This window comes from Mesorhizobium sp. ESP-6-2, assembly GCF_020164675.1.
Lineage (GTDB): Bacteria > Pseudomonadota > Alphaproteobacteria > Rhizobiales > Rhizobiaceae > Mesorhizobium.
This window is the reverse complement of record NZ_JAIUGT010000013.1, coordinates 132,252-155,709: the sequence shown is the minus strand read 5'-3', so window position 1 is coordinate 155,709 and position 23,458 is coordinate 132,252. Positions and strand designations below refer to the sequence as shown.

General features: G+C 64.3%; 19 protein-coding genes. 8 read left to right on the top strand and 11 right to left on the bottom strand.

All coding sequences use genetic code 11. The features are described 5' to 3' along the window. The first annotated feature begins 174 nt into the window (after positions 1 to 174). Together LB532_RS27865 and LB532_RS27860 are read left to right on the top strand one after the other, a co-directional pair. Positions 175 to 1,992, top strand: a complete 1,818-nt coding sequence (locus tag LB532_RS27865; protein WP_140641975.1) for a sensor histidine kinase — start codon at positions 175 to 177, stop codon at positions 1,990 to 1,992. Further along, on the top strand, positions 1,989 to 2,642 hold the full coding sequence (locus LB532_RS27860; RefSeq protein WP_140642116.1) for a response regulator: 654 nt from the start codon (positions 1,989 to 1,991) through the stop codon (positions 2,640 to 2,642). Before LB532_RS27865 ends, LB532_RS27860 begins: the two co-directional genes overlap by 4 nt. A 324-nt stretch (positions 2,643 to 2,966) precedes the next feature. Here the strand turns inward: LB532_RS27860 and LB532_RS27855 are convergent, their stop codons facing one another. Genes LB532_RS27855 through LB532_RS27840 form a run of 4 tightly spaced genes read right to left on the bottom strand, consistent with a single transcriptional unit; the run spans position 2,967 to position 6,815 of the window. Continuing rightward, positions 2,967 to 3,212 carry a MoaD/ThiS family protein gene (locus LB532_RS27855; protein ID WP_140521374.1) on the bottom strand — a complete coding sequence of 82 codons (246 nt, stop codon included), beginning with the start codon at positions 3,210 to 3,212 and terminating at the stop codon, positions 2,967 to 2,969. Beyond that, a complete protein-coding gene (locus LB532_RS27850; protein WP_140641973.1) occupies positions 3,212 to 5,476 on the bottom strand; it encodes a xanthine dehydrogenase family protein molybdopterin-binding subunit in 2,265 nt (754 codons plus the stop codon). The genes LB532_RS27855 and LB532_RS27850 overlap by 1 nt, the downstream gene beginning before the upstream one ends. A gap of 2 nt (positions 5,477 to 5,478) precedes the next feature. Further along, on the bottom strand, positions 5,479 to 5,955 hold the full coding sequence (locus LB532_RS27845; RefSeq protein ID WP_140521372.1) for a (2Fe-2S)-binding protein: 477 nt from the start codon (positions 5,953 to 5,955) through the stop codon (positions 5,479 to 5,481). Continuing rightward, positions 5,955 to 6,815, bottom strand: coding sequence for an FAD binding domain-containing protein (locus LB532_RS27840; RefSeq protein WP_140641972.1), 861 nt, complete (start codon positions 6,813 to 6,815; stop codon positions 5,955 to 5,957). Before LB532_RS27840 ends, LB532_RS27845 begins: the two co-directional genes overlap by 1 nt. 248 nt (positions 6,816 to 7,063) lie before the next feature. Between LB532_RS27840 and LB532_RS27835 the strand changes: the two genes are divergently transcribed. The 5 genes from LB532_RS27835 to LB532_RS27815 all read left to right on the top strand — a co-directional run bounded on the left by LB532_RS27835 (position 7,064) and on the right by LB532_RS27815 (position 11,929). Further along, on the top strand, positions 7,064 to 7,507 hold the full coding sequence (locus LB532_RS27835) for an SRPBCC family protein (RefSeq protein WP_224557492.1): 444 nt from the start codon (positions 7,064 to 7,066) through the stop codon (positions 7,505 to 7,507). A gap of 99 nt (positions 7,508 to 7,606) precedes the next feature. After that, a complete protein-coding gene (locus LB532_RS27830) occupies positions 7,607 to 8,755 on the top strand; it encodes an amidohydrolase (RefSeq protein ID WP_140641968.1) in 1,149 nt (382 codons plus the stop codon). A 149-nt stretch (positions 8,756 to 8,904) separates the two neighbouring features. Then, positions 8,905 to 9,174: a hypothetical protein gene (locus LB532_RS27825; RefSeq protein WP_181169446.1), complete on the top strand. Its 270-nt coding sequence runs from the start codon at positions 8,905 to 8,907 to the stop codon at positions 9,172 to 9,174. 237 nt (positions 9,175 to 9,411) lie between these two features. Continuing rightward, positions 9,412 to 11,439, top strand: a complete 2,028-nt coding sequence (locus LB532_RS27820; RefSeq protein WP_140641966.1) for an amidase — start codon at positions 9,412 to 9,414, stop codon at positions 11,437 to 11,439. A 70-nt stretch (positions 11,440 to 11,509) separates the two neighbouring features. Next, positions 11,510 to 11,929, top strand: coding sequence for a VOC family protein (locus LB532_RS27815; protein WP_140641964.1), 420 nt, complete (start codon positions 11,510 to 11,512; stop codon positions 11,927 to 11,929). A gap of 22 nt (positions 11,930 to 11,951) precedes the next feature. Here LB532_RS27815 and LB532_RS27810 read toward each other — a convergent pair whose 3' ends face one another. Together LB532_RS27810 and LB532_RS27805 are read right to left on the bottom strand one after the other, a co-directional pair. Then, positions 11,952 to 12,599: a ThuA domain-containing protein gene (locus LB532_RS27810; RefSeq protein ID WP_224557490.1), complete on the bottom strand. Its 648-nt coding sequence runs from the start codon at positions 12,597 to 12,599 to the stop codon at positions 11,952 to 11,954. 51 nt (positions 12,600 to 12,650) lie between these two features. Next, positions 12,651 to 13,673, bottom strand: coding sequence for an LLM class flavin-dependent oxidoreductase (locus LB532_RS27805; protein WP_140641960.1), 1,023 nt, complete (start codon positions 13,671 to 13,673; stop codon positions 12,651 to 12,653). A 123-nt stretch (positions 13,674 to 13,796) separates the two neighbouring features. On the opposite strand from LB532_RS27805, the gene LB532_RS27800 reads away from it, so the two are divergent. Further along, positions 13,797 to 14,894, top strand: coding sequence for a CaiB/BaiF CoA transferase family protein (locus tag LB532_RS27800; RefSeq protein WP_224557488.1), 1,098 nt, complete (start codon positions 13,797 to 13,799; stop codon positions 14,892 to 14,894). Positions 14,895 to 15,018: 124 nt separating this feature from the next. Here LB532_RS27800 and LB532_RS27795 read toward each other — a convergent pair whose 3' ends face one another. From LB532_RS27795 to LB532_RS27775, 5 genes are all read right to left on the bottom strand, one after another. Beyond that, positions 15,019 to 15,294 (bottom strand): hypothetical protein, encoded by a 276-nt coding sequence (locus LB532_RS27795; protein WP_140517323.1) that lies wholly within the window; start codon positions 15,292 to 15,294, stop codon positions 15,019 to 15,021. Positions 15,295 to 15,458: 164 nt separating this feature from the next. After that, positions 15,459 to 16,955, bottom strand: a complete 1,497-nt coding sequence (locus LB532_RS27790) for an aldehyde dehydrogenase family protein (RefSeq protein WP_140641956.1) — start codon at positions 16,953 to 16,955, stop codon at positions 15,459 to 15,461. A 128-nt stretch (positions 16,956 to 17,083) separates the two neighbouring features. Next, a complete protein-coding gene (locus tag LB532_RS27785; RefSeq protein WP_140641954.1) occupies positions 17,084 to 18,346 on the bottom strand; it encodes a D-tagatose-bisphosphate aldolase, class II, non-catalytic subunit in 1,263 nt (420 codons plus the stop codon). Then, entirely contained in the window at positions 18,343 to 19,338 is a 996-nt protein-coding gene (locus LB532_RS27780) for a sugar kinase (protein WP_140641952.1), read from the bottom strand. The genes LB532_RS27785 and LB532_RS27780 overlap by 4 nt, the downstream gene beginning before the upstream one ends. A gap of 64 nt (positions 19,339 to 19,402) precedes the next feature. After that, positions 19,403 to 23,275, bottom strand: a complete 3,873-nt coding sequence (locus tag LB532_RS27775) for a hydantoinase B/oxoprolinase family protein (protein ID WP_140641951.1) — start codon at positions 23,273 to 23,275, stop codon at positions 19,403 to 19,405. Positions 23,276 to 23,458 lie beyond the last annotated feature (183 nt).

Genomic DNA, 23,458 nt, shown 5'->3' with positions numbered 1-23,458 from the left:
ACAAACCCGGATGGCAAGAACAAACACGGCCTAAGGAGTGTATCATCGCTTGGCATCATTCCGCGATGTGACGGCGTAAAGCCGTTCGGCCGAGCGCCTGGCGATGAGAGGCAGCGGCGTTACGAGCCAACTATCGAAGGGAAGCGGCCGAACAGCTCTGTGGGGACATCGGACATGTTGTGGCGCGAACGGCCGAGTTATTCTGTAGGACACACCGTTCAGAGCGCCTTGGCATATGTTGGCAAGTTGCTCCCGCAAAACTTCTCAAGCAGAGAGAATGTTGTTGTCGGCCAAAGGACGTGGATCAACACCTTTCGCGCTCGCTCCGATAGGGTTATCGCAGCCGGCCGCGTCATGCTGGCAATCGGCAGTCTTTATATCGCGTGGCTGGACGCGACCCACCCACCACGTTCGACGGAGCTCATATTCGCGCTTCTCCTTGCCTATCTCTGCTACGCCGTCCTCGCTGCTATTGTTATCTGGAGAAGCGAGATCGCGCGCGTAAGTGGGACGATGATACGGCACGCAATCGACGTCGTCGCGATCATCGTTTTCATGTCCCTGACAGACGGTGCCTCGAGCCCATTCTTCATGTTCATGCCTTTCACGCTTCTGGCGGCCACATTGCATTGGCGGTGGCAAGGTGCGCTGTGGACTTCTCTGATCTTGGTTGGAGTTTTGCTCGCTCTGGTTGCGACCGACACCACCATAATCATTGATCTCGACCACGACAGCACTACGGATGTGTCTCGACTCTTATTCATGCTGGTCACGGCCATCCTGTTGATCTGGTTGGGCGCCCACCAAGAGGCAGTCCGTACCGAATTGCTGCGGCTGGTCGAGAAGGCGCCCGTCATACCAGCTGGCGGCGACTGGCCAGCAAGCGCAGCGCTGGATTACGTCGCTCATGTGATGAGGGTGCCGCGCGCGTTGCTGTTGTGGAGTGATGCCGAAGAGCCGTGGACCTATGCCGCGTTTTGGAGAAACGGCGAGTCATCCGTGAAACGATTGCCGCCGAGCGCATATTTCCCATGGACTGCGGAGCGCCTCGTCCGCGCAAGCTTTTTGATCAGCGATGCCGGGCGCGGCCGTGGGGTGCTCGTTCATCAAGGGGAGGGTCGCTTCGAGCGTTGGCAGGAGGAAGGCGCGCCTCTTTGCGCCGCCCTTGTCCTCGACCACGCCATTACCAGTGCGATTTCGGTGCCATTCCAGGTGGACGATCTCGAGGCACGCCTCTTCGTGCTGGACCCTCCAGCCCTGACGCTCGATGATGTGGCCGTTGCGGAAATCGTCGCCGATCGCATAAGGGCGCTCTTCGTGCAGGCGATGCTGGTCCGCCAGTTGAGCGACGCGGCCGCCGTTGAGGAACGGATAAAAATCGGGCGCGATCTTCACGACGGTGTCTTGCAGTCACTCGCAGGCACAGTTCTGCAGCTACAGGCCCTGCGGTTTCAAGATACTGCAAAAATGGACCAGCGCCTGGCTGCGATTCAATCGATGCTGATGGAGGAGCAACGCGAGCTACGCGCCTTCATCCGTGCGCTCGAGCCGGGGCACGAGCACAATATGTCGGGCAATTCCCAACTCGCGGTCCAGTTTGCGGCCCTCGCAGAACGACTTCAAAAACAATGGTCGATCGATTTTCGTTTCACGCTGACCCCTGGCGATCTGCAGCTTCCCGCGACGATGATCTACGAGCTCACACGAATGGCTTCGGAGGCAACTGCCAATGCCGTGCGACACGGTGCAGCGCGCACAATTAAGGCAAGCCTGCGGCTGGATGAATCGACGATCACACTAATGATCGATGACGACGGAGCCGGGTTTGGTTTTGACCGCCGGCTCGAGCATGCCGATCTGGAGACGGACCAGCTGGGACCGCGCAGTCTGCGCCAACGGGCCGGGGCCTGCGGTGGATGCTTGTCCATCGACAAATTCGCCGATTGGACGCGGGTCGTCATCAGCTTGCCAGTAGCAGGAGCCATTTCATGATCACCCGTATTGTCATGGTCGACGACCACTTGATTGTCTTGGACGGGCTGCGTCGGTTGATCGAAACGCAGCCCGATTTGCATGTCGTTGCCACCTGCACCAGTGCGCGAGGTGCGCTTGAGGTTATAGCGGCCGAGCCGGTCGACATCGTGCTTCTCGATCTCAAGATGCCCGAAATGAGCGGGCTCGAATTCGTTCGTCATGTCCGCACTAATCACCCGGAGCTAACTGTCGTCGTTTTGACGGCCGATCTTAGCGACGAGGACTTCGCGGAAGCATCGCGCCACGGCATCAAAGGCATCGTGATGAAGGAGCAGGCGCCGGTCGTCCTGTTCGACTGTATTCGGGCGGTCGTTGCCGGCAACAGCTATTTCATGGACAGCAGCTTAAATGCCGCTTTCTTTCGGATCCGTGAGCGCGAGAACGAGCGCGATAGGGTTCTGCGCTTGTTGACGCCGCGCGAGGCGGAAGTTTCACGCCTTGCGGCTCTCGGTTTGCGCTCCAGGGAAATCGGCCAGACGCTTGGCATATCGCCTGGCACCGTCAAGCTTCATCTGCACAGCATCTACAACAAGCTCGACATAGCGACACGGGTCGAGCTCGCCAATCTGTCCCGGAAGCTCGAACTTGGTGTTGATCGCCACCCTTGATCCGATCGGCGAATGTATTTTTTTGAGCCGAATGTGATATCGCCCCAGAACCTTCCGATCCGGCTTTCCCCGGTCGGAAGCGCACCGGTTGCAAAGTGGGTTGCTCCGCGTCGGGGGTGAAGAGGCCGGAGCTTCCCATGTCCTCTAACGGCCCGCGGGCTGCCATTCAGACCTCCGCCTACAAAGTCGCCTTTGGGTCACGGCACGACCATACACGCACCGGTCTTAAGGTCCGCAATTGAAGATCCGAGACCCGAAACTGCCAATCCGCAATCGGCCCTTAACAAGACGTTCGCACCTTCGGCCAAGCGATACCAATCCCCCTCACCCCCCAGCCAACCGCGGCAGCAGAAAAATCTCCGCTCCCTCCGGCAGCTTCTTCCCCCACGTATCCCGATAAATCACCCCGTCGATCGCCACCGCGATCCCCCGGTCGATCAGCGGTTCAAGCCCGGGATACTGTTCAGCCAGTTTCCTGAACAGCTCCCTTATGTCCTTGGCCTCGACCTCGACCTTGCTCTGGCCTCCGGCGGTCGCGGCAAGCGCCCCCCAGAGCGTCACTTGGACCATCAGCCTTCCCGTTCCGCCTCGATCGCCGCCAGAATACGCGGCGGCGACATCGGGATGTGCGTCATGCGCACGCCGGCGGCGTTGGACACCGCGTTGGCGATCGCCGCCAGCGGCGGCACGATCGAGGTTTCGCCGACGCCGCGCACGCCATAGGGGTGGTTGGGGTTGGGGATTTCCAGGATCTGCGTGTCGATCATCGGCAGGTCGGAGCAGACCGGGATGCGGTAGTCGAGGAAGCCGGCGTTCTGCAGCCGCCCGTCCTTGCCGTAAATATACTCCTCGTTGAGCGCCCAGCCGATGCCTTGCGCGGCACCGCCCTGGTACTGGCCCTCGACATAGGTCGGGTGCACCGCCTTGCCGGCATCTTGCACCACCGTGTAGCGGATCACCCTGGTCGAGCCGGTGTCGGGGTCGACCTCGACGTCGCAGATATGGGTGGCGAAGGAGACGCCGGCGCCGTCGGCGACGAGCTCGCTATGGCCGGCGATCGGCCCGCCGGTCTTGCCGGATTGCGCCGCGATCTCCTTCAGCGACAGCTTGCCGAGATTGCCGTGCTTCTCGCCCTTGGCCACCGCATGGCCCTGTTCCCAGACCACGTCGTCGACGGAAATATCCCACATCTGCGCGGCGCGCTCGCGCAGCACCTTGATAGCGTTGCGGGCGGCCGAGATGGTCGCCATGGACGAAGAGAAGGTGCCACGGCTGCCGTCGGTCATATCATTATAGCCGAGGCTCGACGTGTCGGCGACCACCGCCTTGAGCTGGGCATAGTCGATGCCGAGCTCCTCCGCCGCCACCAGCGACAGCGAGGCGCGGGACCCGCCGACATCGACGGTGCCCACGGCCAGCGACACCGAGCCGTCCATGCCGATGTTCAAGTCGACGCAGGTCTGGCCGCCGAAATTGAACCAGAAGCCGCAGGCCATGCCGCGCCCCTGGTTCGCCTTGAGCGGCGCCTTCATGTGCGGATGGCTCTTCACCGCTTCCAGCGTCGGGCCGATGCCGATCGGGCCGTAGACCGGGCCGTAGGACGAACGCGTGCCTTCCTGCGCGGCGTTCCTGATGCGGAAATCGACCGGGTCCATGCCGAGCTCCTTGGCGAGTTCGTCGACCGCGCTTTCCACCGCGAAGGCCGCCATCGGCGCCGACGGCGCGCGGTAAGCGGCGGTCTTCGGCCGGTTGACCAGCACCTCGTAGCCGACGGTCTTGACGTTCTCCAGCCTGTAGCAGGCGAAGGCCGTCATGGCGCCGATCTCGGCCCAGGTGCCGGCATAGGGACCGCTGGTGTAGCGCAGCGTCGCTTCCGCGGCGGTGATCGTGCCGTCCTTGCGGGCGCCGATCTTGACGTCGATCGAGGTGGCGCTGGTCGGGCCCGAGGCGCGGAACACCTCGTCGCGGGTCATCACCAGCTTCACCGGGCGGCCGGCCTTGCGCGACAGAGCGAGCGCCACCGGCTCGGCCCAGACATGGGTCTTGCCGCCGAAGCCGCCACCGATCTCGGAGGAGGTGACGCGCAGCTTCGAGGCTTCCATGCCCAGCAACTGGGCGCAATGCTGGCGGTAGACGAAATGGCCTTGCGTGCACACCCACAGGTCCGCCGTGCCGTCGGAGCTGACATTGGCCACGCAGGCATGCGGCTCGATATAGCCCTGGTGCGTCTGCTCGGTCTTGAAGGAGCGCTCGACGATGAAGTCGGCCTGCCCAAAGCCCTGATGGACGTCGCCATGGCCGAACTGGCTGCGCTTGGTGACGTTGGAGGGCTTGACCGGCTTTTCCTCCAGCCCCTCGGTGAAGACGGTCTCGTTGATCAGCGGGGCGTGGTGCTGCATCGCCTCGTCGACATCGGTGACATGCGGCAGCACCTCGTAGTCGACCTCGATCAGCTTCAGCGCCTGCCTGGCGGTGCGGGCGTCGATCGCGGCGACAGCGGCCACCGCATGGCCGTCATAGAGCGCCTTGGTGCGCGCCATGCAATTGTCGAGGATGTCGTACATGGCGGCATCGCCGTCGGTAAGGTCGGGCAGGTCGGCCGCGGTGATCACCGCCTTCACGCCGGCGAGCTTTTCCGCCTTCGAAGTGTCGATCTTCCTGATTTTGGCGTGCGCGTGCGGGCTGCGCAGCACGCGCCCGACGAGCTGGCCGGCCATGTTGAAGTCGGCGCCGTAGCGGGCGCGGCCGGTCACCTTGTCGACGCCGTCGGGACGAATGGGACGCGTGCCGACCGAAGCGAAATTGCGATTGGAAAAACGCGGATCGAAATTCATCGTCAGGCTCCCTTCATCACGCTTGCCGCGTCCTGGACGGCGCGCACGATCTTGTCATAGCCGGTGCAGCGGCAGAGATTCCCGGCCAGGCCGAAGCGGATCTCCTCCTCGGTCGGGTCGGGGTTCTTGGCCAGAAGATCCTTCGCCGCGATCAGGAAGCCCGGCGTGCAGACGCCGCATTGCAGCGCGGCGTGCTCGAGGAACTTCTGCTGCAGAGGATGCAATCGCTCGCCATGCGCCATGCCCTCGACGGTCTCGACGCGGCGCCCTTGCGCCTCCGCGCCCAGCACCAGGCACGAGCACACCAGCCGGTCGTCGAGGATGATGCTGCAGGCGCCGCAGTCGCCCGTGCCGCAGCCTTCCTTGGCGCCGGTCAGCCCGAGCCGGTCGCGCAGCACGTCGAGCAGCGTCTCGTCGGGCTGGCAGAGATATTCGACGCTGTCGCCGTTGATCGTGGTTGAAACTGCTACACCGGCCATCACTTGCCTCCTGCACGCTTATAGGCTGACGTGGCGGCCCGCCTGGCCAGCACGCCTGCGACTTTCCGTCTGAATTCGATCGTGCCCCGCTTGTCGTCTATCGGCCGGCAGGCCCCGGAGCAGACCTTGGCGAGCCGCTCGAGGGCTGCTTCGTCCAGTTTCCTGCCGATGAGGGCCTCGGCCGCCTCCTGCACCAGAAGCACCGTGGGCGCGGCGGCGCCCAGCGCCACGCGGGCTGCCTGGACGACGCCCTGCTCGTCGAGCGTCAGGTTCACGCCGGCGCTGACCACCGCGATATCCATCTCGGTGCGGGGAATGAACCTGAGATACGCGTCGCCCGAGCGCGGCGCTTGCCTGTCGAGCAGGATCGCCTCGATGATCTCGCCCTTGGCGAGCGACGTCTTGCCCGGTCCGGTCGGCACCGCCTCCACGGCGATGGTGCGCCGGCCCGCGGGCCCGACGATCACCGCTTTGGCGCCGGCCGCCACCAGCGCCGGCACGCTGTCGGCCGCCGGCGAGGCGTTGCACAGATTGCCAACGATGGTGCAACGCCCCTGCACCTGCTTGGAGCCGATCAGCTTGGCCGCCTCGACGACGCCGGGCCAAGCCTTTTTCAGGGCTGCGTTCTCTCCCAGCACCGCGCAGGGAACCGCCGCACCGATGCTGAAGCCGTCGGCCGTCTCCCTGATTTCGCTCAAGGCAGCGATCGCCTTGATGTCGACGATCAGGTCGGGTTCGATGAAGCCGCCCTTCATCCTCACCAGCAGGTCGCTGCCTCCGGCGAGAATGGCCGCCGTTCCGGCCGATCCGGCCAACTGGCCAACGGCATCTTCGATTGAAAGTGGACGTATGTAGCGCATCGTCTCCCCTTGGTCACAGCGATCTCAGCGACCGTTATAAACAGTCTCCTCATAATGGCTATCCGGTTCGTCATTTTCGACGATTGGGCCAGCCGCCGCAAAATCGAGTCCCAACCCGGGCTGAACTGGCCTAAGCCAGTCGCGCAGGCCGCGGCCGAGGCTCTGAAAAAATTCCAGGAGCCGGTGTCGGACTGGCCGGGCCCCGCTCGTCCTTGGGGCATCGAACAGGCATTATGAAAGGATATGATATGCCCGGCACCGTACGTTTGCACCGTGTTCTCACGACCAGCCCGGAAAAAATCTATCGCGCCTTCGTCGAGGCCGACGCGCTGGCGAAGTGGCTGCCGCCGAACGGCTTCACCTGCACGGTTCTTCACTTCGAGGGCAAGGTGGGCGGCACGTTCAAGATGTCGTTCCGCAACTTCACCACCGGCGACAGCCATGCCTTCGGCGGCGAGTATCTCGAACTCGTTCCCGGTGAGCGCCTGCGCTACACCGACAGGTTCGACGATCCCAATCTGCCGGGCGAGATCCAGGTGACCGTCACCCTGAAAAAAGTGTCTGTCGGCACCGAGATCGACATCACCCAGGCCGGCATTCCCGACGTCATCCCGGTCGAGGCCTGCTATCTCGGTTGGCAGGAATCGCTCCGCAACCTGGCAAAGCTCGTCGAGCCCGAGATCAATCAATAGATCAAGACGGTGGCGGTCCCAGCCATTTGCCGCTAGCTATCGTTCCGACGCGCCCAGGCAACCGGGCGCGTCGTGAGCGATACAGCGGAGGCCAAAAGCATGACTCTCACCAACCGGGACATCGTCGAGCTGACCGAGTGGCGGCGCAAGTTGCACCAGCAGCCGGAAATATCGAACGAGGAGGAAAAGACAGCGAAAGCCGTCGTCGACTTCCTCGCCGATACGGGTCCCGACAAGGTGCTGACCGGATTGGGCGGACATGGTGTCGCAGCTGTCTACGACAGCGGCAAAAACGGACCAACCGTCCTGTTTCGTTCGGAACTCGACGCCTTGCCCATCGAAGAACTGTCCGGCGTGCCGCATGCCTCGCGCGTGCCGGGCAAGTCGCATATGTGCGGCCATGACGGACACACCGCGATCCTGGCGGCGCTCGGCCGCCAGTTGGGGCGCGAGCGGCCCGCCAGCGGTCGCGTCGTGCTGATGTTCCAGCCGGCGGAAGAAACCGGCAATGGCGCCGCCGGTGTCGTCGCCGATCCCCGCTTCGGTGAGATCGCGCCCGATTTCGCCTTTTCGCTGCACAATCTGCCCGGCGTGCCGTTCGGCGAGGTGCGGCTCAAGCCCGGCGTGGTCAACTGTGCCTCGCGCGGCATGCGCATCGTGCTGGAGGGCAAGACCGCGCATTCCTCCATGCCCGAGACCGGAATTTCGCCGATGCCGGCGATCAGCCAATTGATGCCTGCCCTGCCCGCGCTCGGGCACGGAACTTTCGCCGACGACGATTTCGGCATGGTCACCGTCACCCATGCCGAGATGGGCGAGGCCGTGTTCGGCATCGCGCCGGCCCATGCCGAGGTCTGGGCGACGCTGCGCACCCGGCGCGACGAGCGCATGGCGGATCTGTGCGCCGCCGCGGAAGCGCTGGTCACGAAGATCGGAGGCCAGCATCGCCTGTCCGCAAGCTGGGACTATCACGAGATCTTCGTCGCCAGCATCAACGCGCCGGACGCGGTGGAGCATCTGCAACGCGCCCTCGACGAAGAGGGCGTCGCGCACACGCAAGAAGCCCTGCCGATGCGCGCCTCGGAGGATTTCGGCCTGTTCGGCCACAGCGCGACGTCGGCGATGTTCTTCCTGGGCGCCGGCGAGCGCCACCCTGCCCTGCACAATCCCGACTATGATTTCCCCGACGATCTGATCCCGATCGGGTCGAAGATCTTCATGCGCACGGCGCGCAATTTGCTGGGCTGAGATAGGCCGCGATCAGGCTTGTCCCGCGCCGCGATGCGTGATGGGGGTCCTTCAGTCCCGCGCTAACGCATCGCGGTCAGGTTGGTGACAAGGCCGGCCTTGACGATCAGTTCGGGCCGAGACACAAGTTCGAGCTTTGCCGGGCCACCTTGAAAAAGCATTCGAGTGTGGAGCTAGAGGCGGAGACCAACTCCCTGGTTACGACCCTGCGATTGCGCGAAAGCGCCGAACATGGTTTCGCCGGCAACCCCGGTCTTTTCGGCGAGCAGCCGCCCTATGGCAGCGCGGATCAGGGCAGTCTGGTCAGGGATGATTCCCTCTTCATGCTGGGACGGCGGCATGAGTTTTCTTCAATGCATGCTTCTGCCGCAACTTCTGCGAGCTTCAGCTTACGCGTGCAAGGCGTTTTGAGGGACTGATATTCACTACTTGGCGAATAGTTGCCCAGGAACGACACCAGAGATGCAACTCCTCGTTGCCGGATCCGGACTTCACCATTCCCGGCACCGAACGGCCCATCAGGCGTCCGACTCGCGCCAGAAGACGACTGCAACAACAAACTTCCCGACAAGGACCACCGACAATCGCGATTGGCCCTTGCCGAAGTCGGCGGCCTCGCTCATCCATGCCTGGAAGCGACCGCCAGGGGCCAGAAGATGACCGATGCCAGCCTTCACATCGTCGAAGCGACAATCGAACAGTTGCGGAGCGCGCTTGAGGAGGGCCTCGTCACCAGCGTCGAACTGGTCGCGGCCTATCTCAGGCGCATCGCGCATTTCGACCGGCACGGCATCACACTCAACGCCGTCCCCATCCTCAACCCAGCCATGTTCGAGGAGGCCGCGGCTTCGGACCGGCGCCGCAGCCAGGGCAAGACGCTCGGCCCGCTCGATGGCATCCCCTACACCGCCAAGGATAGCTACAAGGTATCTGGCTTGACTGTCGCCGCCGGCTCGCCGGCCTTCGAGCATCTCATCGCCAACGAGGACGCCTTCACCGTCGCCCGGCTGCGCGCCAGCGGCGCGGTGCTGATCGGCCTCACCAACATGCCGCCGATGGCCAATGGCGGCATGCAGCGCGGCGTCTATGGCCGCGCCGAAAGCCCTTACAATGCCGATTACCTGACTGCCGCCTTCGCGTCCGGCTCCTCGAACGGCTCGGGCACCGCGACGGCGGCGAGCTTCTGCGCCTTCGGGCTTGGCGAGGAGACCTGGTCGTCCGGCCGTGCGCCCGCCACCAACAATGCGCTGGTCGCCTACACACCGTCGCGCGGCGTCATTTCGGTGCGCGGCAACTGGCCGCTGGTGCCGACCATGGATGTGGTCGTGCCGCACACGCGCAGCGTGCCCGACATGCTGGAACTGCTGGACGTCATCGTCGCCGACGATGCCGAGACACGGGGCGATTTCTGGCGCGCCCAGCCTTGGGTCGCCCTGCCGAAAAGCTCCGAGGTGCGACCGCCGCGCTATACTGACCTGACGCTTGCGGGGTCGCTCGGAGGCATGCGGCTCGGCGTGCCCCGCATGTATATCGGCCGCGACGACGGCGCCGACCGGCCGATCGAAACCCGCGCCTCGGTGCTTGATCTCTGGGAGCAGGCGGCGGCGGACCTCAGACGGCTTGGAGCAGAAGTGGTCGAGGTCGATTTTCCCCTCGTCTCCAACTATGAGCGCGATCGCCCCGGCGCGCACACCATGGTCGAGCGGGCTCTGGTGCCGCGGGACTTCGCCGACCGCGAAATCTGGGATCTCTGCATCTGGGGCTGGGATGACTTTTTACGCGCGAACGCCGACCCGAACATCCCCGATCTCGCTTCGGTCGACGGTCCGAAGATTTTTCCGCAGCCACCGGGCACGCTGCCCGACCGTTATGAAGGCGGTTTCGACCTGGCGGAGTATGTCGAGCGCGCGAAATCCGGCGTCACGCCGTTCCGGGACATTCCGACGATGGAGGACGGGCTGAAAGGGCTGGAAACGACGCGGCGGCTCGATTTCGAGGACTGGCTGGACGCGAACAGGCTTGATGCCGTCGTGCTGCCCGCAGTCGCCGATGTCGGGCCGGCGGATGCCGACATCAATGAGGCCTCCGCCGCGCTCGCCTGGCGCAACGGCACCTGGGTCGCCAACGGCAACCTGGTGTGGCGGCATTTCGGCATCCCGACCGTCACCGTGCCGATGGGCACCATGGCCGATATCGGCATGCCGGTCGGCCTCACCTTCGCCGGCAAGGCCTATGACGACGAAAGGCTGCTGCGCATGGCCGGCGATTTCGAGCGATCCACGCAGCGCCGCACCCGCCCGCCGCGCACGCCGGAACTCGCCGACGATGTGTTTTCGCGCCGGTCCACCCAAGCCGGCAACGGCAAAACGCCTGCGCTCGCAATCAAGCTAGCGGCCGAGGCGCGCGGCACCGGCGATCAGGACGAGATCGTCATCACGCTCGACCTCCCCGTCGACGCAACCGAGACGGAGCGCGCCAGCATCAAGGTGCACGTCAACGGCGAGGCGGTCGGGATGCGGCGAGCCGGCGCGCGTCTGACCGGCCGGGCGTTTGTCCCGGCCGCGGAGCATCAACGGATCCACAGCGTTTGGCGCGGCCCCTACGGCTCGATCGTCACGGCGGTGATGCGGCTGCGGGATGGACGCAGCGCCGGCGCCTATGTGGTCACCGGCGGGATTGGATGACGATGAGCCCGCGCGGGCCAATTTCGCGCCGGGCTCGCTATGTGAACCGGCGAATTATGGGGAGCCAGCCATGATCAAAGTCAAACAACTCGCCCATGTCTGCATCTTCGCCAACGATCTGGACGAGACACGGCGCTTCTATGAGGATGTCCTTGGCATGGACATCCAGTTCAACTTCCTGCGCGACGGAAAGATTTTCGGTTTCTACCTTAATTGCGGCGGCCGCAGCCATATCGAGGTTTTTCACAAAGAGGGCGCGCGGTTCGGTGAGACGAACCAGATCAACCATTTCTGCCTGGAGGTGGAGGATATCGACGCCGCGACCGCGCATATTGCGTCCAGGGGTGTGGAGGTCACCGCGAAAAAACTCGCCTGCGACGACACATATCAGGCCTGGCTGCGCGACCCCAACGGCGTGAAGATCGAACTGTTCGAATACACCGGCAAGAGCGCGCAATTCACCGGCGGCGACCGCGTCGCCGATTGGTAGGCTGTCGCGGTTTCAGTGGGCATTAGCCACGCGCGGCCCACAGCAAACCACGCTCGACGATGACAGCCATTTCCGGCACCGCGAACTCATCCGCCGTGTGTCCGAGCGAACTGTAGAAGACCTTGCCTGCGCCATGTCTTCGCTTCCAGACAACCGGCATGTCGACGCCGCCGATGCCCGGGAAATGCTCGTCGGTGAAGGTGGTCGTCGCCAGCACCTCGTTGCTCGGGTCGACATGCATGTAATACTGCTCCGACCGATAGGCGAAGTCGCTGATGCCTCTCGTGATCGGATCGTCCGGTTTGGTGATGACCACGCGATAGTCGATGATATCGCCGGGATGCGCGACCCATTGGCCGCCGGTCATGAATTGATAATCGGGCTCGTTGCGGAAACTGTCGCCCATCGTGCCGTGGAAACCGCCGAGTCCCGTTCCCTGTCGAACCGCGCGCGTCAGATTCTGCAGCTCGGACTTTTCGATCTTCGACATGGTGATGACGGGCACGATGAGGTCGAATGAGTTCAGCTCCGGATCGGCAAACATCCCCGTGCCCTCGCCGAGCGTGACCGTGTATCCATTGCGCTCCAGCATGTCGCGCACCACAGTGGCGCTGCGCTGGGGCGTATGACCTTCCCACCCACCCCAGGCAATCAAGGCCTTCTTCGCCATGCAGTGAACCTCCTGAACTGTCCGCGCAGCGATGGTTACACGGCTAGGCTGTCAGCGCCAACCCAGCGCCGGCGCGACATGGGTCAGGATCGCCTCGATGACATGGGCGTTGTAGTCGACGCCGAGCTGGTTGGGCACGGTGAGCAGCAGCGTGTCGGCCTCGGCGATCGCCTCGTCCTCGGCCAACTCCTTGATCAGCACGTCAGGCTCGGCCGCATAGCTACGCCCGAAGATCGTCCGCGTGTTCTCCTCGATGAAGCCGATCTGGTCGCGGCTTTCATTGCCGCGGCCGAAATAGGCGCGGTCGCGGTCGTCGACCAGCGCGAAAATGCTGCGGCTGACCGAGACGCGCGGTTCGCGTTCATGGCCGGCCGCCTTCCAGGCCTCGCGATAGATCCGGATCTGCTCGGCCTGCTGGATGTGGAAGGGCTTGCCGCTTTCGTCGAATTTGAGCGTCGAGCTCTGCAAATTCATACCCAGCTTCGCCGCCCACTCCGAAGTGGCGTTGGTGGCGGCACCCCACCAGATGCGCTCGCGCAGGCCTTCAGAATGCGGCTCCAGGCGCAGCAAGCCGGGCGGGTTGGGAAACATCGGCCGCGGATTGGGCTGGGCGAAGCCCTCGCCGCGCAGCGTGTCGAGGAAGACCTCGGCGTGATGCCGCGCCATGTCGGCGTCGCTTTTGCCTTCCTGCGGCGCGTAGCCGAAATAGCGCCAGCCATCGATGACCTGTTCGGGCGAGCCCCGGCTGATGCCGAGCTGCAAGCGTCCGCCGGCGATGATGTCGGCCGCGCCCGCATCCTCCGCCATGTAGAGCGGATTCTCGTAGCGCATGTCGATGACCGCCGTGCCGATCTCGATGCGGCTGGTCTTGGCGCCGACCGCCGCCAGAAGCGGAAATGGCGAGGCGAGCTGTCGGGCAAAATGGTGGACGCGGAAATACGCGCCGTCGGCGCCGAGTTGCTCGGCCGCGACGGCGAGATCAACGGATTGCAACAGCGCGTCCGATGCCGAGCGCACCTGCGATTGTGACGAGGGCGTCCAGTGCCCGAATGACAGGAAACCGATTTTTTTCATGGGCACTGACGTATATGCGACCAGCACGTGCTTCAATGCCAAAAGAGCAGGGCTACACACCGTCGCCCCTGCGTGACACCAAAAGTGCGCCTTACCGAAAGTTTGAATGCCGTGGAGAGTGGGATGCTCAGGGGAATCCGCATCGTCGAGATCGAGGCGCTGGGGCCGGCGCCCTTTGCCGGCATGCTGCTCGCCGATCTCGGCGCCGATGTGATCGTCGTCCACCGCAAGCATGCATCCGTGCCGGGCCTTCCCGAGCGCTCGCTGCTCGATCGCGGCAAGCGCTCTATCGCGCTCGACCTCAGGGATGCCGAGGACGTTGCCGTGGTGATGCGCCTGATCGCCTCCGCCGACGGCCTGATCGAGGGCTTCCGGCCGGGCGTGATGGAGCGTCTCGGGCTTGGTCCAGATGTGTGTCTGGCTGCCTGCCCTCGCCTGGCCTATGGCCGCATGACCGGCTGGGGGCAGGAAGGCCCGCTCGCCCGCACCGCCGGCCACGACATGAACTATACCGGCGTGTCGGGCGCACTCTGGTATGCCTGCCTGCCGGGCGAGCCGCCAATGGCGCCGCCGACGCTGGTCGGCGACATAGGCGGCGGCGCGCTCTATCTGGTGGTCGGCATGCTGGCCGCCATCATGAACGCCCGCGCCGGTGGTGAAGGCACGGTCGTCGACGCGGCGATCGTCGACGGTTCGGCCCATATGATGAACCTGTTGATGTCGCTCGCACCATCCGGCGCGCTTGCCGCCGAGCGTGGCCGGAGCCTTCTGGACGGACCGCATTGGTGCCGCGTGTACCGTACGTCAGATGGCGGCTTCATCAGCGTCCAGTGCGTCGAGCCGAAATTCTATGCGCTGTTCCTCGACAGGCTTGGCCTGGGCGGCGATCCGCAGTTCGCCGCTCAGTTCGACCGCGGCCTCTGGCCTGAGCTCGGCAGCCGGCTGGAAGCGATCTTTGCCGAAAAATCCCGAGACGAGTGGATGAAATTGTTCGAAGGAACGGATGCCTGCGTCGGGCCTGTGCTCAGCCCGCATGAGGCGGCGCTGTATCCGCACATGGCCGCACGCGGCTCATGGTTGACGGTGGACGGCGCCCTTCAGGCGGCCGCCGCCCCGCGTTTCTCCGGAAGAACGGAGCGGACACCGGCGAAAAGCCCTGCACGCGGCGAACACGATGCGGAGATTCGCGCCGAACTGGCGAATCCAGCCGCAACCTGTTGAAATCGAGTAGTTTTCACTGCTGAGTTCGCCATGATCCGGTTGCCGCGAACAGGCGGCGCTCGTTTGCGCCCGCATGGCTGGCGTGTTTGGAAGACCTGACGAGACGATCGCCAAGGTCCGCCGCCTACTTTCCGCAATGGTGGTCGTTGATCTTGTTCAACGCATTCGCATCCGGCCCCACCCGGTGGTAGGAGCAGGCGCCGGCGGCTGTCGTGACAAGCTGCCGGTCATAGTAGCGTGGGCCGCCGAACAATATGTCGATAATATCGCCGTCAGCGGGAACATAGCGTTCGGGTTCGCCCTGGTGGTGGCGGTGCCTGGCCCCGGCGGACGCCGAAGAGACGATGCCGCAGCCCATTACAAGGGCAAGAGCACAGATTGCAAAGCGTTTCGTCGTCATCGACAACACCTTCCTGGCCAACCGGATTTCATCTTATATCCAAAAATCGCCGGATAAAGAAAAGTTCCTGAGAACGGGCGCCGGTTGATTTGCAGCCGGCGTGCATGAGCGGCAGCCTGAGAACCGGCGGCGCAGGCCGGCTCGCCTGAAAACCGCCAAAAGCCTTAGTCGGTTTGGATCCACACCGACTTGGTCTCCAGATATTCGTGCAGATGCTCAACGCCGCCCTCCCGACCGTAGCCCGACATTTTCATGCCGCCGAACGGCACGGCGGGGTCGATGGCGTGGTACATGTTGACCCAGACGGAACCCGCCTTGACCCGGCGGGCGAGCTTGTGCGCCGTGCCGAGATGGGTGGTGAAAATGCCGGCGGCCAGCCCATAGGGCGTCGCATTGGCGCGGACGACGGCTTCGTCGAGCGTGTCGAACGGCATCGCGGAAATGACCGGTCCAAAAATCTCCTCACGCGCTATGGTCATCGTGTCGGATACCGCGCCGAAGACGGTAGGAGCGATGAAATTGCCGCCGTCATAGAGGTCGCCGGTCAGCCGCGATCCGCCGGCGACCAGTTCCGCGCCCTCCTCGCTGCCGGCCTTGATGTAACCCTCGACCTTGCCGGCCTGCCTCGCATTGATGAGCGGCCCTATTTCGGTTTCGGCTTCGATGCCGTGGCCGATGCGCAACCTGCCGGCGAAATCGGCGAGCCGGCGCACGAACTCGTCATGGATTTCGCGTGCCACGAACAGCCGCGAACCGGCGATGCAGACCTGGCCCGAATGCACGAAGACGGCCATCGCCGCGATCGGAACGGCCTTATCGATATCGGCGTCGCGGCACACGATGAGCGGCGACTTGCCGCCGAGTTCCAATGAAACGCGCTTGAGATTGGCCACACCGGCCCGAGCGATGGCCTGGCCGGTGAGCGTCGAGCCGGTGAAGACGATCTTGTTGACGTCGGGATGTTCGGCAAGCCGCGCGCCGGCTTCGGCCCCGGTTCCAGTGACGACGTTGACGACGCCGTCGGGAACGCCCGCTCCCTGCATCAGCCGCGCGATCAAAAGCGGCGTCAGCGATGCATCCTCGGAAGGTTTCAGCACGATGGTGCAGCCCGCAGCGAGCGCCGGCGCGATCTTCCAGATCGAGGCGGCGGTCGGCGCGTTCCAGGGAATGATGGCGCCGACCACGCCCACCGGTTCGCGCCGGGTGAAGGTGACGATCTCGCCCGGGATCGAATTGTCGATTAATTCGCCATGCAGCGCGGTCGCCATCCCGGCATAGAAGCGCAGCATGCCGATGACGCGGCGCCGGTTGGCGAGCGTGCGCGTGATCGGCAGCCCCATGTCGAGCGTGTCGGAGACACAGAGCTCTTCCCAGTTCTTCTCGAACAGATCGGCGATCCTGAGCAGCACGCATTGGCGCTCATAGGGTGAGAATTTGGACCACGGGCCTTCGAAAGCGATGCGCGCGGCGGCCACCGCCGCATCGATGTCGGCGATGCCTCCGCGCGGCACCGTCGCCAGCACTTCGCCCGTCGCCGGGTTGAGCGCCTGCATCTCCCGCCCGGACTGCGCCGCGACCCACTTGCCGCCGATGAACATCGGCCGGAATTCGCCCTTGTAGAGCGTCCTGGCCTTCGCCCTTGGGTCGAAGTTCAGCGTCATCTCTTCCTCCTCGGCACTGCCTCGCGACTATTATCCCGGCGCGGGCACGGCTCAAGCAAGCAAAGTCGACATGTCGTCGAAAGGATCGGACTGCCAAGCCCGTTGCCCGCTCCCGGATGTCGGCCGTCTCAACCGCCGCAGGCGAAACGGTAGCCTTCGAGCGCGCTCTGAACCGCTGCAACCAGGACCGCCTCCGGATCGAGCGGCTTTCCGGCAAAGCGGTCGAGTGCGGGCAGATGCTGATGGAACAGCGTCGCCGGCACGGCCTTGCCCGACAAAGCGGTCATCAATTGCTGGACAGCGTCCATCGCGTCCGGATGGTTCCAGTAGTAACGTATGCGGTCCGACAGTGAATAGTGCCGTTGCACGCGCTGTTGCGCTGCCGAGCCGTGGTAGTGGCTGTGCCAGTCCTTGGCATCGGCGGTCATCAGCGCCTCCATGGTCTGATAAAGCGGGCGCGCGCCATGGTCGGGCAACAGGTCGGAGGCCATCAGATCCAGCCCGTAGAGCGCTTCGCGCAGGACGAAGGTCAGCTGCGGCCCCACCTTGAGGATGGCAAAGCCGTCCTCGACCAGTTCGCGCAGGGCCGCTTGCGTCTGATAGTCGGTGGAATGGGCCTCGTAGACCAGGCCCGCTTCCTGTTCGAGCAAGTCGCGCAGATGCTGCGCCTTGGCGCGATCGTAGAAGACCACGTTCTCGTTGCCGAACTCCACGCCCGGCTGCACGACCACGGCGATGACCCGCGAAAAGGCGTCGGCGAGGCCGTTCTCGTGGAAGACCTGCCGATGCACCGCCAATGTGTGCCGGACCGCGGACAGGCTTGTGGGGCTGATTTCGCCGATGAGATGATCCGCTCCGCCCGGCGGCGGAACCTCGGTGCCGATCACGTAGAGCGGCCGGTCGGTCCCGCTGGCGGCGTCCTCGGCCTTGCGGGCCAGGCGCGCGGCGCGCCTGGCAATCGTAGCATCATCCAGCGCCGCCGGCTCGCCCGCACATCCCATGGAGGCATCGAGATGGATTTTGCGGAAACCGGCCCGGACATAGGCGGACACCATGTCCTCGGCCTTCGCCATCGCCGCGCCGGCATCTTCCTTTCGCCATGGATTGGGACCGAGATGATCCCCGCCGAAGATGACCCGCTCGGGCGCAAGGCCTTCGGAGCCGGCAATAGCAGTCACCGCCGCGACGAAGTCGGCGGGCTGCATGCCGGTATAGCCGCCGAACTGGTTGACCTGGTTGCAGGTTGCCTCGATCAGCAGCGGCCGGGAGAACAGCGCGGCGTCGCGCACTGCGGCCCGTATCACGACTGGATGGGACGAGCAGACGGAGGTGATGCCTTCCGCCGCCCCCTGACGCCGGGAATTTGCAAGTTTCAGCAATGGATCAGTCACGGGCGTCGCCTCGGCGTGTTGGCAATGAACAGATCGAGTTCGGCGCGCGTGCCGGCTCCCTCCATCGGGCCTTGCCGCGTGACGTTGCGCGCCCCTGCCGCATTCGCGTAATCGAGCGCTGTCACGGCAGGCATGCCGAGCCTGCGGCAGGCGATGTAGGCGCCGCCAAAACAGTCGCCCGCGCCGGTCGGATCGATCTCCTCGACCAGGAAGCCGGGCGACTCGACGCGGCTGCCGTCAGCGCCGAACAGGGACGCGCCCAGAGCGCCGCGCTTGACGACGACCTCGCCGGCGCCGCCGGCAAACAGCGAGACGAGCGCGTCGGCTTCATTGTCGTTGCCCGAGGCGGTGTGGAGTTCCTCGCCCGACGGCAGGATCAGATCGGCAATGTCGAGAAGCCGTGCGAAGCGCTCGCGCGTCTGGCCATGGCCGAGCAGTTCCTTGCGGAGGTTGGGATCGAGCGAGATGCTTCCGCCACGCCCCTTGACGGCATCGATGGCATAGTCGAGCACCTCCCAAATGGCGGGAATGCTGAGCGCGGTCCCCATGACGTGCAGATGGCCCGATCGCGCCAGCAGCGCCCTGGCCTCAGGGGTCAAGCCGACCAGCGCTGCGGCCGATTTGCCGATATTGTAGACGAAGTCGCGCGAACCGTCCTCGCGGTAGCGCACGAAGGCGCTGCCCGTCGGATAGTCTGGGCTGACGGCGATGGCCGAGACATCCGCACCGTCCCGGCGCAGGCGCTCGACATTGATCCTGCCGAAATCATCGTCGCCGACGCAGGCGATGATGCCGGCCCGCCCGCCGAGCCTGGCGCATTGGTCGATGAAGATCGCCGGCGCCCCGCTCGGATAGGGTCCGGTCAGCGCGATGGGCTGGAGGAAGCCGTCGCCACGGCTTTTGGCCATGATCTCCACCAAAATCTCGCCGACGGTGACTGTCGGCCCGAGTTCGTCCGGCGCAAGTGTCTTCAACGGAGGTTTGCCTGGCATCGAGAGGGTCTGGTTTGAGGGACAGGAAGGGGAATTCCGGAAATAGAGCGGTTCAGCGATTCTATCAAACGTCGGACGGCTCTGGCCTTCCGAATGCCCCCGGCGTCGGCGTCGTCACGATGACGGCGTCGCCGGCCTGAAGCACCGTCTGGTCGCAGGCTTTCAGCACCTCGACCGTGCCGTCCTTGCGGCGCACCTTGGTCGAGCCGGGTTCGCCGTCGCCGCCGCCGTCCAGGCCTTGCGGCGGACGGTTGCGATGCGAGGACAGGATGGCGCATTCCATCTTCTCCAGGAAGCGAATGGTGCGCTTCGTGCCGTCGCCGGCATTCCACCTGCCCTTGCCGCCGGAGCCTTCGCGGATGTGGAAATCCTCCAGCATCACGGGAAAGCGCAGCTCCAGTATTTCCGGGTCGGTGAGGCGCGAATTGGTCATGTGGGTGTGAACGCCCGAAGTGCCGGCAAAGCCGCGGCCGGAATTCATCCGGCCGGCGGGCGAACCGGAACAGATCGTCTCGTAATACTGGTACTTCCTGTTGCCGAAGGTCAGATTGTTCATGGTGCCTTGCGCATTGGCCATGGCGCCCATGGCGCCGAACAGCGCGTTGGTGACGTGCTGCGAGGTCTCGACATTGCCTGCGACGACGGCGGCGGGATAAGCGGGTTTCAGCATCGAGCCGTCGGGGATGATGATGTTGATCGGCCTCAGGCACCCGGCATTCATCGGGATCATGTCCTCGACCATGACGCGGAAGGCATAGAGCACGGCGGCGCGGGCGACGGGCTCTGGCGCGTTGAAATTGTTCTTCATCACCGGCGACGTGCCGGTGAAGTCGACCGTCGCCTCGCGCTTTTGCCGGTCGACCGATATCTTCACCTTGATCACCTGGCCGGTGTCGGTGGGATATTCATAGGCCGATGTATCCGGCAGCCGCTCGATCACGCGCCGCACGCTTTCGGCCGCATTGTCCTGCACATGGCCCATATAGGCCTCGACGACATCGAGCCCGAAATGCGCCACCATCTTGCGCAACTCCGCCACGCCCTTTTCGTTGGCGGCGAGCTGCGCCTTGAGATCGGCGATATTCTGGTGCGGATTGCGGGCCGGATAGCGGTGGTCGGTGAGCAGCGCCCGCAGTTCGTCCTCGCGAAACTTTCCGCGATCGACGATGCGGAAATTGTCGAACAGCACGCCTTCCTCGTCGACCGTGGTGGCAAGCGGCGTCATCGAGCCGGGCGCCGTGCCGCCGATATCGGCATGGTGGCCGCGCGAGGCCACCCAGAAGAGGATTTCAGGCGATTGGCCAATCTCCTCCCTCGAGGGGGAGGTTGGGCGCACCTCTTCGAACACCGGTGTCACCACCGTGATATCGGGCAAATGCGTACCGCCATTATAGGGGGCGTTGAGCGCAAAGACATCGCCGGGATGGATGTCGCCGGAATTCAGCCGGATGATGGTTTCGACCGAGCGGTCCATGGAGCCCAGATGCACCGGCATGTGCGGTGCATTGGCGACCAGCGCGCCGTTCCGGTCGAAGACGGCGCAGGAGAAATCCAGCCTTTCCTTGATGTTGACGGAATAAGCGGTGTTCTGCAGCGTCACGCCCATCTGCTCGGCGATCGACATGAACAAATTGTTGAACACTTCCAGCATCACCGGATCGGCCTCGGTGCCAAGTGCCGCCTGCCGGCGTTTCTTGGCCGTGCGCCGCATCAGCACATGGTTTCTGGCCGTGATCTCGGCCTGCCAGCCCGGCTCCACGACGATCGTCTGGTTGGGTTCGATGATCAGTGCGGGGCCGGCGACCCGATCGGACGGCCGCAACGCCTCGCGCCGGCAGACGTCGGCTTGGTGCCATTTTCCTTCCGTATAGATCCGCCGGACCTCCTCGGCCCTGGCTTTTGATGGCTGCCCCGCCTGCGCATAGGCTTCGGCATTCTGCTCGCCGCCTGCCTCCATCCCTTCGACGCTCACCGCTTCGACGATCATCGGCTTGTCGTCATAGACGAAACCGAATTGCGCCTTGTGGGCAGCCTCGAAATCGGCCCTCGCCCGCAACATCGAGCCATGGTCGAAATGCACCGGAAGTGCGGTGTCGGTGCCGTCATAACGGATCTGCAGCGCCGGTCTGGCGGTCACCGCGTCCTCGGCGATGCCTTGTGCGGCGAGTTCCGCGACAACGGCGGTTTGCAAGGCCGCGATCAGGCCTTCGATTGCCGGCCTGGATTCTTCCGCCAGCGGTGCAAGCAAGGCCTGCTGGCGTGAGGCAAAGACCGAAGACAGGCCGATGCCGTAGGCCGACAGCAGGCCGGAAAACGGATGGATCAGTACCGCCTCCATGCCGAGTGCGTCGGCGACCAGGCAGGCGTGCTGGCCGCCTGCGCCGCCAAAACAGTTCAGGAGATATTCGGTGACATCATAGCCGCGCTGCACCGAGATCTTTTTGATGGCGTTGGCCATGTTTTCGACCGCGATGGTGACGAAACCTTCGGCGACCGCTTCGGCCGAGCGGCCGTCGCCGATTTCGGCGGCGAGCGCGGTGAATTTCTGGCGAACGGTGTCCACATCGAGCGGCTCGTTCTGGCCGGGGCCGAAGATGGTCGGGAAAAAATCCGGCTGCAGCTTGCCGAGCATGACGTTGGCGTCGGTGACGGCGAGCGGGCCGCCGCGCCTGTAGGCGGCGGGGCCTGGATTGGCGCCGGCGGAGTCCGGGCCGGTGCGAAAGCGGCCTGCTTCGTAGTGCAGGACCGAGCCGCCGCCGGCCGCCACGGTGTGGATGCGCATCATCGGCGCGCGCACGCGTACGCCTGCGACCTCGGTATCGAAGGCGCGCTCATATTCGCCGTCATAATGGGCGACATCGGTGGACGTGCCGCCCATGTCGAAGCCGATCACCTTTTCGAAGCCGGCAAGCCTGGCCGTCTCGACCATGCCCACGACCCCGCCGGCGGGGCCCGACAGCAGCGCATCCTTGCCCTGGAACAGGTCCGCGGCGGTCAGCCCACCAGAGGACATCATGAACATAAGGCGCGGAGATTGGTCGATCTCCCCCCTTGTGGGGGAGATGCCCGGCAGGGCAGAGGGGGGCGCGACAGAACGAGACGTTTGCGGGACAGCGCTCCCCTCTGTCGGCTTCGCCTGCCCTTCGCCATGGCTCCGGGCGTTCGTTGCTGAAAAAGCCAATTCATTGGCTGTTTCTCCGCCCTTGGCGGATCGCGCCTCACCCCCCTCGAGGGGGGAGAGTACGCCGAGTTCCTGGCCTACCCTTTGCACATATCTCGACAGGATCGGAGACAGATAGGCATCGACCACGGTGGTGTCGCCGCGGCCGACCAGCTTGATCAGCGGCGACACCTCGTGGCTGACCGAAACCTGGCCGAAACCGAGCTTGCGGCAGACCTTAGCGACGGCCTTTTCGTGATCGGGATATTTCCAGGCGTGCATGAAGACAATGGCGACCGCATCGATGCCGTCCGCCTTTGCCTGTTCGATCGCCGGGCGACAGGCAGCGATGTCGAGCAGCCGTTCGACGCAGCCGTCGGCAAGCACGCGCTCGTTGACCTCGATGACGCGCTCGTAGAGCTGTTCGGGGAGGCTGATCTCCTTGGCGAAGATGTCGGGGCGGGCCTGATAGGCGATCCTCAGCGCATCGCGAAATCCCTTGGTGATGAGCAAAAGCACGCGGTCGCCCTTGCGCTCCAGCAGCGCATTGGTGGCGACCGTTGTGCCCATCTTTACGTCGCCTATCAACCCGGCGGGGATAGGCTCGCCGGGGCGCAGGCCGAGAAGGTCGCGAATGCCCTGGATGGCTGCGTCGGCATAGGCCTCGGGATTTTCGGACAGAAGCTTGCGCGGATGCAGGCCGCCCTCGGGATCACGGCCGATGACATCGGTGAACGTGCCGCCGCGGTCGATCCAGAAATCCCATTTTTGTTGCATTCCGACACCTCTTTATCGCGAGTATGGCAGCAAAGTCATACTCTTTGATATCCGAGTTCGCGCCGGAACAAGTCGTCGCGCCATTGCCTCTTCGATGACGGTGGCTTTGGATGTCTGAGGCCATGGCAAGGCACGCGCCTCCGCAGCGCGCGGGCCGGAGCCGTGAGCGCGGCCGGCTGGCTC